15 protein-coding genes are annotated in these 11,005 nt (G+C 63.3%); 7 read left to right on the forward strand and 8 right to left on the reverse strand.

Annotation, left to right across the window (positions count from 1 at the left end):
* Positions 1–88: 88 nt before the first annotated feature.
* Complete coding sequence (locus tag ABD844_RS36095; RefSeq protein WP_344888123.1) at positions 89–457, forward strand: GntR family transcriptional regulator; 369 nt, start codon at positions 89–91, stop codon at positions 455–457.
* Here ABD844_RS36095 and ABD844_RS36100 read toward each other — a convergent pair.
* Both ABD844_RS36100 and ABD844_RS36105 read right to left on the reverse strand, forming a co-directional pair.
* On the reverse strand, positions 417–608 hold the full coding sequence (locus ABD844_RS36100; RefSeq protein WP_344888126.1) for a hypothetical protein: 192 nt from the start codon (positions 606–608) through the stop codon (positions 417–419). The two genes, ABD844_RS36095 and ABD844_RS36100, sit on opposite strands and share 41 nt — an antisense overlap.
* Positions 605–820 carry a hypothetical protein gene (locus ABD844_RS36105; RefSeq protein ID WP_344888129.1) on the reverse strand — a complete coding sequence of 72 codons (216 nt, stop codon included), beginning with the start codon at positions 818–820 and terminating at the stop codon, positions 605–607. Before ABD844_RS36105 ends, ABD844_RS36100 begins: the two co-directional genes overlap by 4 nt.
* A gap of 152 nt (positions 821–972) precedes the next feature.
* Between ABD844_RS36105 and ABD844_RS36110 the strand changes: the two genes are divergently transcribed.
* Complete coding sequence (locus ABD844_RS36110; protein WP_344888132.1) at positions 973–1,713, forward strand: XRE family transcriptional regulator; 741 nt, start codon at positions 973–975, stop codon at positions 1,711–1,713.
* A gap of 2 nt (positions 1,714–1,715) precedes the next feature.
* Positions 1,716–2,192, forward strand: a complete 477-nt coding sequence (locus ABD844_RS36115) for an NUDIX hydrolase (protein WP_344888135.1) — start codon at positions 1,716–1,718, stop codon at positions 2,190–2,192.
* Here the strand turns inward: ABD844_RS36115 and ABD844_RS36120 are convergent.
* Genes ABD844_RS36120 through ABD844_RS36130 form a run of 3 tightly spaced genes read right to left on the reverse strand, consistent with a single transcriptional unit; the run spans position 2,160 to position 3,616 of the window.
* Positions 2,160–2,726 carry an HD domain-containing protein gene (locus tag ABD844_RS36120; protein WP_344888138.1) on the reverse strand — a complete coding sequence of 189 codons (567 nt, stop codon included), beginning with the start codon at positions 2,724–2,726 and terminating at the stop codon, positions 2,160–2,162. The genes ABD844_RS36115 and ABD844_RS36120 overlap by 33 nt on opposite strands.
* Before the next feature lie 35 nt (positions 2,727–2,761).
* On the reverse strand, positions 2,762–3,259 hold the full coding sequence (locus ABD844_RS36125; protein WP_344888141.1) for a GntR family transcriptional regulator: 498 nt from the start codon (positions 3,257–3,259) through the stop codon (positions 2,762–2,764).
* Positions 3,260–3,262: 3 nt separating this feature from the next.
* A complete protein-coding gene (locus ABD844_RS36130) occupies positions 3,263–3,616 on the reverse strand; it encodes a hypothetical protein (RefSeq protein ID WP_344888144.1) in 354 nt (117 codons plus the stop codon).
* Positions 3,617–3,769: 153 nt separating this feature from the next.
* Between ABD844_RS36130 and ABD844_RS36135 the strand changes: the two genes are divergently transcribed.
* Both ABD844_RS36135 and tcmP read left to right on the forward strand, forming a co-directional pair.
* Complete coding sequence (locus ABD844_RS36135; RefSeq protein WP_344888147.1) at positions 3,770–4,498, forward strand: XRE family transcriptional regulator; 729 nt, start codon at positions 3,770–3,772, stop codon at positions 4,496–4,498.
* A gap of 662 nt (positions 4,499–5,160) precedes the next feature.
* Positions 5,161–6,372, forward strand: a complete 1,212-nt coding sequence (gene tcmP, locus ABD844_RS36140) for a three-Cys-motif partner protein TcmP (protein ID WP_344888150.1) — start codon at positions 5,161–5,163, stop codon at positions 6,370–6,372.
* Here tcmP and ABD844_RS36145 read toward each other — a convergent pair.
* Positions 6,350–7,126 (reverse strand): DUF5131 family protein, encoded by a 777-nt coding sequence (locus ABD844_RS36145; RefSeq protein WP_344888153.1) that lies wholly within the window; start codon positions 7,124–7,126, stop codon positions 6,350–6,352. The genes tcmP and ABD844_RS36145 overlap by 23 nt on opposite strands.
* A 678-nt stretch (positions 7,127–7,804) precedes the next feature.
* On the opposite strand from ABD844_RS36145, the gene ABD844_RS36150 reads away from it, so the two are divergent.
* The gene (locus ABD844_RS36150; RefSeq protein WP_344888156.1) at positions 7,805–8,893 is read left to right on the forward strand and encodes a hypothetical protein; all 1,089 of its coding nucleotides are present in this window, start codon (positions 7,805–7,807) and stop codon (positions 8,891–8,893) included.
* 75 nt (positions 8,894–8,968) lie between these two features.
* On the opposite strand, the gene ABD844_RS36155 is transcribed toward ABD844_RS36150, so the two are convergent.
* On the reverse strand, positions 8,969–9,397 hold the full coding sequence (locus ABD844_RS36155; protein ID WP_344888159.1) for a hypothetical protein: 429 nt from the start codon (positions 9,395–9,397) through the stop codon (positions 8,969–8,971).
* A 228-nt stretch (positions 9,398–9,625) separates the two neighbouring features.
* Between ABD844_RS36155 and ABD844_RS36160 the strand changes: the two genes are divergently transcribed.
* Positions 9,626–10,261, forward strand: coding sequence for a hypothetical protein (locus ABD844_RS36160; RefSeq protein ID WP_344888162.1), 636 nt, complete (start codon positions 9,626–9,628; stop codon positions 10,259–10,261).
* 249 nt (positions 10,262–10,510) lie between these two features.
* Here the strand turns inward: ABD844_RS36160 and ABD844_RS36165 are convergent.
* On the reverse strand, positions 10,511–11,005 hold a 495-nt coding region (locus ABD844_RS36165; protein ID WP_344888165.1), incomplete at its 5' end, for a hypothetical protein.

Consider the following 11,005-nt stretch of genomic DNA (forward strand, 5'->3'; position numbering starts at 1 on the left):
CGTTCACCAACATAGTTAACCTAGTTGGCTTGGTTGTCAATGTGCTCTCGGTTGGCTTGGTCGAACTTTCGTGATGTGATGGACGGCGATGGTCCGCAACACCGGGCGCCCCGGCTACCTCCAGATCGCCGACGATCTCCGCGCGCAGATCCAAGGCGGCTCCCTCGCGCCCGGAACGCCGCTGCCGTCCACCGCGCAACTCGCCGACCGATACGACGCCTCGCTGAGCGTGGTGAAGATGGCCGTGGGCATCCTGCGCAACGAGGGCCTCGTGATCGGCCAGCAGGGCAAGGGCGTCTTCGTCCGCGATGCCGACGAGGAGCGCCCCGCCGGCGACGAGCAGGCCGACCTGGCCGAGCTGCGCGCCACCGTGCGGGACCTGTCGGTACGGCTGGCGAAGGTCGAGGAGCAATTGGCTACGTCCACGTCACGCCGTCCCGGACGTAGCAGCCGGTAACCTTCCGGGCCAGCGAGGCCGAAGCCCCGCCGGAGTGCTTGTGCAGGCTCAGGGCCTTGTCCTGTCGGCGGATGCCGACCAGGACCATGACGTAGCCGACCAACAGGGTGATGCTGAGCAGGGCGGCGATGATCAGCGGAAGCCAGCTCATGTCCAGCTCACCCCCATCGCGACCGCAGCGCTGGGACCGCGCGGGGGACGCTTGGTCTCGGCCCGTCGCCGGTTGCGCCGGTTCCTGGCCCGTTCCTTGCGCGCCCACCGGTTCCGCGCCAGGCACTTGGAGCACTGGGTCTGTCCCTCGGCCAGGGCGTTGCCGCAGTCGCACGAGGGGGACTCGCCCGGGATGGTGATCTCGTTGTTCATGAGTGCATCTCCTCCTTCGGTTGCTGCCGTTGTGGCGTTGTGCAACCGAGGATGCGACGCAGAGTCAGGACGAGATCACTACACGACGGGACATGTTCAAGACGTCCGGCCTACGATGTGCAGGTCCCCGGACGTCCTTGGGAGCAGGTGAGATGGCGAACGAACGGCTACGCGCGGCCCTGTTGCAGAAGGGCGTGAGCGTCGCGGACCTGGCCGAGGCGATCGAGGTCGACCCCAAGACGGTGGAGCGGTGGATCACCAAGGGCCGCGAGCCGTACCGTAAGCACCGATTTGCCACGGCTTCGTACCTGGGCGTGGACGAGACGTACCTGTGGCCGCAGGCCCTCTCGCGCGAGCAGGTGGTCGCCGCCTCCGAGAGCGAGGTCCTGGCGATCTATCCGCACCGCTGGGCCGTACCGCGGGACGCGTGGGGACGTCTGTTCACCGCCGCATCCGAGGAGATCGGCGTCCTGGTCTACAGCGGACTGTTCCTCGCCGACGACGCCGCCATGGTGCGCCTGCTCGGCGAGAAGGCGAGGGCCGGAGCGCGGGTGCGCATCCTGCTCGGTGATCCCGACTGCGCCGAGGTCGCCCAGCGGGGAACGGACGAGGGCGTCGGCGACAGCATGGCCGCGCAGATCCGCAGCGCACTGGTCTTCTACCGGCCGCTTCTCGCCCTGGACAACTTCGAGCTCCGGCTCCACCAGACGATCCTGTACAACTCGATCTACCAGGCCGACGCCGACTACCTGGTCAACATGCACGTGTACGGCACCCGTGCCGGGAACGCCCCCGTACTCCACCTGCGCAGGGTAGCTGGCGGCGAGATGGTGACCACCTACGCCGACAGCTTCGAGAAGATTTGGGCACAAGCAACTCCCGTGGAGCCGTGACCGTGGCCAAGCGCATCGACTTCTACGACGACCCCAGCGCACCCGAGCCCAACAGCCTCGTTCCGTCCGTGAACGTCATCGTCACCGACGCGGCCGGGAACGTCTTGATGATCCGCCGCAGCGACAACGACAACTGGGCCTTGCCCGGCGGCGCGATCGACCTGGGCGAGTCCATCCCTGCGGCGGCCGTCCGGGAGACGTTCGAGGAGACCGGGATCACCTGTGAGATCACCGGCCTGGTCGGCACCTACAGCGACCCCCGGCACGTGATCCTCTACACCTCCGACGGCGAGGCCCGCCAGGAGTTCTCCATCGTCCTCACCGCCCGCGCCACCGGCGGCGAGCCGACGCCGAGCGATGAGTCCCGAGAGGTCCGCTGGGTGAGACCGGAAGAGATCACGTCGCTGCCGATGGACCGGTCGATGCGGATGCGGATCGAGCACTACCTATCCGGCGTCGGCCTCCCGCACATCGGATAGCGCCGCCTCCACCGCCCGCACCGACGACACGATGCACGGCGTCGCGTCGTTGATCGACCGGCTCACCACGTGCTCGGGGCCGTACCGGGCGTGGATCTCCGCCAGCCGGTCATGCACGTCCAGAAGTCGGCCATCCGGGCCCGTGGTCATGTCACAGTACGTCAACGCCCTGGCCAGCTCCGGCCGACCCTGGTCGAACTCCTTGACCAGCACATCCAGCAGGTCACGTTGCCGGGCCTCGTTGTCCGCGCACGAGTGGTGCGCCACCAGGCGGCAGAGCTGTTCGTCGGCCCCGGCCACGTCCCGCAGGTAGCGTGCGCCGTCGAGCTGGTGCATGCCGGTGTCGACCAGGTCCGGGGCGTACCCGATGTCATGCACCAGGCAGGCGGCGACCAGCGTGTCAGCGTCCGCGCCCAGGATCCGGCCCAGGGTTTCGGCCTGGCTGGCGACTCCCTGGGTGTGTGCCCAGCGGCGTGGTAGGGCCGTCTCCAGCAAGTCCTTGGCCAGGCCGTATGCCCATTCGATATGTCCCATGTGCCTCACGATAGACATCCGGGGCATAAGCGAATCTAGGGGGCGGGGCCAGACGTCCTGGGACGTCCTCCCTCGCCCTGCTCCTGTCGCACGAAGCGCCCCCGGCCCTGCTCAGCCACGATGAGCCCGTCGAGTTCCAGCACGGACAGCGCCTGCCGCACGGTGTTGCGCGACACCCGGTACTGCCGCCGCAACTCGGCCTCGCTGGGCAGCCCGGCACCGGGGGCCAGGTCGCCGCGTACGATCTGCTCCCGCAACCGCGCGGCGATCACCTGGTAGCGGTACGAGGGCGCGGTCACCTCTCCGAGCACCACACGCCCCTTGGACGGGATGGTGGCCAGCAACCCCTCGGCCTCCAGGATCGCCAGCCCCCGCCGCACCGTGTTACGAGCCACTCCGAAGACCTGACACAGCTCCGCCTCCGACGGCAGCGGATGCCCCGGCGGAAACTCGCCCGAGCGGATTCGTGCCCGCAGCCGATCAGCGATCTGGGTATAGACCTGACCGCCCGTCAGCCATCGCTCCGAAGCCACAGGTCAGCCGCGGTGGGCATCAAGGATCTTGTCCAGGTCGATGCGAAGATCACCCTGTTCGCCCTCACGCCACCCCTCACGCGCGGCCCACGCGATCCGATCCACTGCACCGGCCATCTGCAGGAACGACACCCGCTCGTCGTGCTGATCACCCCAGTAGAACCAGCAGAACGGCAGGTGCACGAACACCCGCCTCGTCCTGTGCCGGACGTCGGGCACGTCCAGGGCCGGGCGCCCGTCCTCGCTGATAACGAGCACGGGTGTGATGTTCCGCTTGGCGAGTTGCTTGCCCAACGCGGTCAACAGCCGCTCCGCGTAAGCCCGTTGCTGTTCCTTGATGGTCTGGCTCGTCTGCATCCTCGTCCTCCCTGACGTTCGTGCGGTTCCTCGTGTGCGTCGAGGTTCGCCTTGAAACGGGGGGCGGGAACACCGCAACTAGGGGACGTCTAGGGACGTCTGATGTTAACGTCGCAGGACAGGGTCGTTCTGCGAGAGGAGCAGGCCGGTCACATGAACAACAACCTCCGCTACGCACTGGCCGCCGCCCAACTCACCACCACGGACGTCGCCGCCGCCCTGGCCGTCGACCCCAAGACCGTCAGCCGATGGCTCAGCGGGCGCACCCCCTACCCCCGGCACCGCCACGCCGTCGCCGACCTCCTCAGCCTCGACGAGGCCGACCTCTGGCCGGAAATCACCCCACGACACCAAGCACTCGCCGACGGCATACAAGCGATCTACCCGCACCGCTGGGCCGTCCCACAGACCGCCTGGCGCAACCTCTTCAACGGAGCCCGACAGGAAATCGGCATCCTCGCCTACAGCGCTCTGTTCCTCGCCGAAGACTCAGCCGTCCTCCACATCCTCACCGAACGAGCCGCGGCCGGCGTCAAGGTCCGCATCCTCCTAGGCGACCCCGAAGGCCCGGAAGTCGCCACACGCGGAACCGACGAGGGAATCGGGGCCGAGGTGATGGCAGCCAGAGTCAAGAACGCCCTCACCCTGTACCGACCCCTACTTGACGCCCAAGACACCGAAATCCGACTCCACCACACCGTCCTCTACAACTCCATCTACCGCGCAGACGACCAACTCCTCGTCAACACCCACGCCTACGGCACCCCAGCAGCAAACGCCCCCGTCATGCACCTCACCCATACCGACGACCAGGGACCAGCCGCCACCTACCTCACCAGCTTCAACCGCATCTGGACCACCGCACGACCCCACACCAAGTAACCCAAACCCCAGCAGACACAGCTACGGTCCGGCCAGAAAGCAACTTCTCTCCACGTCATCAAGCCGCCGCCCGATGGGCGGCGGGCGGCCGGGCGGTCCGGGCGGGCATGCGGCCTCTCCGGGCCGGTCCCGCCCGGCCACCCCGCCGCACCAGCGAACGCAGGCAGAACCACGTACAGGATGTCCACCAGTACCATGAGGGACGCCGACTCCCGGATCGAGCCGACGAGGTCAAAGCATGCCTCCGGCAGGAGCACTCCGGCACCGAGGTGATCGCCACACGGCCCTGAATGTAGATGGGTGGCTGGGGGCTGATCACCTCGCACACCATCGACTCAGGCAAGCCCAGCAGACCGGCTCCTCCGTATCAAGCCCGGCTCTGACCGCAGGACAACGCATGATCGAGGAACGGCGACCGGCCTACGTACACGCGAAGCCGAGCTTGACACTCCGTCCCCCGGCCCGCTGCCGCTTCGCGGTGAGTCGACGGCGTACGAGGTGATCAGGCATCTGTTCTGTGGTGCGACGTCTGCGGCACCGAAAATGCAGACTCCGGATTAGATCGAACGTGCGTTCGTTATTCTTTCATTGCTTGTCAAACGTTCCAAAGGCGTGTATTTGTACATGTGATGAGATGATCTAACCGCTCATGGTAGGTGTCTGTGACGGCGAACGACGATTTCTTCCGTGAGCGTCAGGCTGCTGCTGTCTTCAAACATGGCATCCTCAAGCGCTATCCCGTTGTATTCGCTTCGAAGGCTGGCTCGAGAGTGCCAGATCGACGCGTCATATTCGTTGATGGCTATGCAGGACGTGGACGGTATGAAGACGGGTCTCCAGGATCGCCACTCCTGCTTGCACAAGGCGCGGCGTCGGTAAGCGACTTCCGTAACGTCACTGGGATCTTCGTCGAGCGTGATGCTCAGAACTATGACAACCTTGAGCGTGTTCTTGCCGAACAGGGCAGCCAAGGCATGCCCTACCTCCTGTATAAAGGCGACCTTGGTAGCCACGTGCCCGTAATCCTTGACAAGGCAAAGGGTAGCGCTCTCCTGGCATTTCTGGATCCTTTCGGAACGGCGCTTGATAGCGTAGAACTGCAAAAGATACTTACCAGAGGAGGGTCGTCGCCTACGGAAGTTTTGCTGCACTTCAGCGTTAGTGCGGTTTCTCGTCTTGGTCCTATCGTTCGGAAGCTACGAGTCGAAAAGCGAGCACCCTCCAACGACGAGAGTAAGAATATCGCCCGGCTAGATCGCTTCCTTGGCGGCACCTGGTGGCAGCCGTACTTTGCGGAGTTGCAGCGGGAAGATCTCGGTGCTGCGACAAGGGTTGCGCTTAGTGTCGCGGATAACTATAGAGAGAATGTCAGGCGGGCTACCGGCTTCCAGTCGGTCAGTATTCAGGTGCGCATGAAGCCCGATAACCTGCCTAAGTACATCCTGGTGCTCTTCACTCGTAGCCCTGAGGGCATCTGGCAGTTCGCCGATGCACTAGGGAAAGCAGGGCTTGAGTGGCATGAGGCGTGGCGCAGCGAGATAGTGCTTAGAGACATCAAAAAGAATGCGGCCGTAGGGCAGGACTCTCTGTTTGGCGATGAGTATGAAACCAGCGCGTTCGATCGGAATGCCTATCTCAAAGCAGAAGAGCCTAAATGGGTGGCATCTATTCAGAGGAACATCCTTGATCTCCTAGGCGAATATAGCGCCTTTAGGATCATCGACCATGTGGACCGAATTTATGGAACCACTCTCGGGTCGGCATGGATCCCTCACTTGAGGAAAGCAGTCAAAGGGCTCTACGTGCAGCATGAGATAACGGTGTCAGGTGTTGGCGACTTCCAGAAAGAGCTTATCCGACGGATAGCTTCCTGAAATCATCAGAGCCATCACGTCTCTCGGGCATCTCGTCCCAGACTCTTCCGTCGAGGACACGGCCCCCTGCCTTTGGCGTACGGCCTCCCCACTGTTTGAAGAAGAAGGAGACACCCTCTCGTAGACATCTGTCCCTCAAATCCCGCACCCACGCGGTATCGAGAGGCCGCGCTTGAGGTCCGCTTTCACCCCCAGCGATGAGCCAATCGATATGGCTCAAATCGATGTCAGCCAGAGGCCCTAGGAGTGGCTCGGCTGAAACGAACCGTACGGCGGCCGGCACCTGACGCAGGTGATTGATTCGCTGTATGGTCTTATTGTTTTCGACGCTTACGCCCATCCACACGTTGTCCGGCCATGGCAGCAAGTGGGCCATACGTGCCAAGCGAGTAGCCCGTTTGGTCAGGATTTGATAAGTGTGTTGTGGCGTGGCATGCATGATGTCGAAGACGCGGCTCACGAAATCCTTAGGCACCTTCGCATGGAAAAGGTCGCTCATTGAGTTGACGAATACGAGTCGCGGGTTTCGCCAGCGTAGGGGCGCCGCGAGCGTATCTTCATGCAGGGTCACCCCGAAGCCGGGTCCGCTGGTGCGTGGATCGCCGTCGTTCTGATATTTGGCAGCGCCCATGGCCTTAAGCCGCTTGGCCAACGTCAAGGCGTAGCAGTTGTCGCAGCCACTAGATGTCCGATCGCAACCAGTTGTGGGGTTCCAGGTGGTTTCGGTCCACTCGATGCGCGATCGGTGACTCATGAGAGCGTCCTTCCCGCGCGGGCGGCTTCTACTCTTAGACTACTAACAAGAAACATGTTAGCTGAGGAAGGCCGTGCTGCACATAGAGATCGGGCAAGTAGGGCGCCTGCTATTCGGTCGCGAGACCCGCCTGCGTCTGGCGCTGTGGGTCCTTCAGCTCGACCAAGCGCGCTTCTACCAGTCCGAGCCTCCTCGTACGTGTGGTGCTCCCACGGCTGTACGGCAAGAACTCACGCGTCTTGTGGACCTTGGGATGTTGGTCGAGGAGAGGCTTGATGGGGGTAACCGTGTCTACTACCACCGATCGGACAGTGCCCTCTGGAAGGTCATCGAAGTTGTTGCACGGGTCGTCGACGAGGGTGAGCCACAAGGGGACGGGTGAAGAGTCGGCGTCAGTCGACGTTGAGTGTGAGTGACCAGCTGAGTGACGATCGAGGCGTACGGGCGCGGACGTTCATGGATCTTGCTGGACTGTTTGCACAGGTCAAGGAGTCCAATGACGCTGATCGGCGGCACGATCAAGTGGCTTCGCATCGAAGGAGTCGTCAACCTTGTTGGGGGTGGCTCCAAAACCCAGGTGGCGTAGTGCTGGCCATCTCGGCGGTTGCTGTCGTGGTGAGCTAACGGCTCAGGAAGCCCTGCTCTTCTGCCCTAGACCGGTTGGGGCATACTTCCTTGATGACGATTGATGCCCCGACATCGCTGGGGTCCATTACGTGCCCGTCCGGGCGACTGGTGGTCGCCGATACCGGCTATCTGAACTTGTGGTCAGGGGACGCGCCTCCGGCAGTGGACGAGGTCATGCTCTCCGCGGTAGACGATCCCGCGTTGCGTGAGAGTATCCGTGCATCGGTTGACCTGGCCGTGGTAGGCCCTGACGCCGAGACCGCCGCTCGCTCCTTCAATCGCCAACCGGGTACGTGGCTCTATGACATTCCCGGACATGGGGTCGAGCAACTGGTCGGCGTTTTCGCCGAGCACTGCCAGGCGCATGGGTTCGATGCCTGGCTGGAACGTCAAGAACCTCGGGTGGCGCATCGTGAACGTGTCGAACACGCGGTGTGGGCTGGCGGTTCGGAGTTCATCATGAACGGCGTTCCCGTCGTGGCGATCGGTGGTCTACCCACCGATCAGGAAATCGTCGTGACAGCAACCTCCCGGGATTACGGGGACATCGGTGTGCGATGGGAGTCGGTCACCCTGAGGATGCGCTCCACGCAGCCCACATCGACCAGACTCTTGGGCCATGTCGGGGTGGACGCGGCTCGGCTCAGCCTCATCGATGCTGATGGGTTGGCATCGTGGCGGCATGAGGAGCCGATCGATGGCCTGGCCGACGTTGCGTTCTGGGGACGATCGGTGCAGGAGGCCGCTCTCAGCTTCGGTGCCTCACTCCTGACGCATCCCGGGGAGGAAGGGGTGTATGGGTGGGCGGACCTGCCTGTCAGCGAGGCAGTCGACCGTGCCGTCGCTTTGCAGGAGTGGAAGCAAGGTGTTGCGGAACGGATGATCGCAATCGATTTCCGGCCGCACTCCCACCATTGGCAGATCATGGCCCAAGTCAGAGCTGCGAAGCACGAGGCCGGAACGATCGAGGTCGGTGGTACCCGGACGATGTGCTTCATGACCAGCTGGGGGGATGGGCTCTTCCCTGTCGCTGCCGACCACGACGCCGACGGGCACCCTGTGCAAATCCGGATCATGCTTGGAGACTCGCAACGTCAAGCTCAACTTGAGGCGATGTACGACCGGTTCAGCCTGGACTGATCACCATCATGGCCGGCCTCTGAAGGTGGAGAGGGCCTGGAGTGTGTAGAGGTGGACCATGGCGGGCTCCTTGCTCTACTCCGCGCGTACGGTCACCTCTGCTCGTGGTGCGTGGAAGGCTAGGTACAGCGTGAAGGTGTGCAGGGTGAACAGGTCGGCGCCGTCCCAGTCAAAGAGTTCCACCTGCCTAGGTGGAGCATCGGGGTGAGCGGTCACGCAGTCATGGCCCTCGTGGTCCTCTCGCCACTCGACGAGGCGGACATCCTCGAACCGGAAGACCACAACGGGCGTCTTCGACAGCTCGGGTGGAGTCCACTGCGGATCGTAGACAAACTCCAGCTCCAGCACTGGTGGCCTGCCGGGCTGGTAGGTCAGGTGTCTGAAGTCGGTGTCGTGCAGGTAGACGTGGGCGGAGTCCTCGGTCCAGAACTCATACAGTCCTCCGTTGGAGGTGACGCCACGATCCTTGTCCTTGGTCACGCCGACGAACTCAGTCACTGGCATGAGGACATGGTCTTGCCAAACTGCACGATCTTGGAAGTCCCGATTGGCTGGTGACAGCAGTGCTGACAGCAACGTCCCCGCACACGGGCTCACTGCGGCCACCATGCACACGTTCCTGAGCACGGCCTCGACCAGCCGAGCAGGGTGATCGGTCCGCCTGAAAAGCGGACGGTCAGGTCCGGAAGAGAGTGGTTGGGACAGACCAGTAGTAACGTCCCCGCCAGCGCCGTGGCCGAGCTGGTGCCTCCCCGCGTCCAATTGGCTAGCCTGCTTTCCCCGGTGAGCTTCGCCAACTTTGCCCTTAGGGTACGTAACCCTGCCTTGCCTTACCGATGGCGGGTGTCAGCGTTCCGGTCCTGTGTGCAGTTGTATCGGCCACTCGGATTCGAGGCGACGCTGAGTTTCCTTGAGTTCCAGGCCGGGAGGTTTCAACGCGATGAGGCGGCACTGCTTCAGGCGCTGGATGTTATCGAGGCCAGCCGCGCTGCCTGGCATGCCGAGCTCCACGCCTACGCGACAAGGCGTCAGGAGGCCAAAATGCAAGGCCAGCGATCTCCGCGTGCAGAGGAACCAAATCCAAACCTTCAGGCTCGCTGGTACTGGTACGGCAATCCCCGGAAAGCCGCGTTGCACGCATTGCGGTTTTGGCGCCGCCAACGCTTCCCGCACCTGCTGCCCTCCACAGACCCGGTTCTCCTAGAGATCAGCAAATGCGTCAGCGAGTTCCTGGACTCCGGCGCCGTCTTCACGGAAGCGCAGCGCGACCTCCTCGGCGCCCTAGTAAGCGAGATTGAGCAACGTCTGCACTCGGGGGATCTCCTGCTCGTCGTTCGGCACATCGAGGTGGCATCGGGTCTGCGGTAGCTCGAAGCGGCGAGAGACCGAACCGTGCGGTTGAGGCGGTGGGTTCGGCCGGCCCATCGTCAGACGGTGCTGGCGTTCGCGCGTGGTGCTGTACAGCAGCCGGATACAGCAACGCTGCCTCACCCAATCAAATGCCACCAGTCTCCAACTACCGCTTGAGCAGGGAGTGGAAGCCTCTACGTCGTGACCGGCTCCCGTTTGCAAGCAGGCGCTCAAGGTTGGCGACGGTTCCGTCGGCGGTGCCAATCGTCACACGTCGACCTTCTGCACATTAGCTGCTGCTGCCTGGGCAAAGTTGAGAAGGGCACGGCGTGCCTTCCGACCGCGGTCAGTTCGATCCTGTTCGTCGGTGGCTTCGTGGATTTCCTCGGTTAGTCTCAAAGCCAACGATGCCAGCTCGTCAAGCTCCTGGTTCGTCGTGACCAGTCGCAGCCTGAAGAGAGCAGCCGTCGCGATGGCGCGCTGACGGTAAGAATCATCGCGTGCCGTAGTGTACTCAGCGCTCTCGGGATCTTCCTGTTTCCTGTGCCATCGGTCGTTCTGGCTCTTCCGGTAGTCCGTTAAGGCACCGGCGAAGGCACTGTATGCAGCGAGACGTTCTTGCCACAAACGTTCTTCCCGAGCGGACTGGCGTGCCTGCCTTGCGGTCCGCATCTGGAAGACATACGTGGCGGTGGCTCCCAACAGTGACCCCTTTTCATCCTCAGGCGGCCTGGGCAACGCGGTGGTTCTGAAGGACGGCGA

The organism is Nonomuraea antimicrobica (assembly GCF_039536965.1).
GTDB lineage: Bacteria > Actinomycetota > Actinomycetes > Streptosporangiales > Streptosporangiaceae > Nonomuraea > Nonomuraea antimicrobica.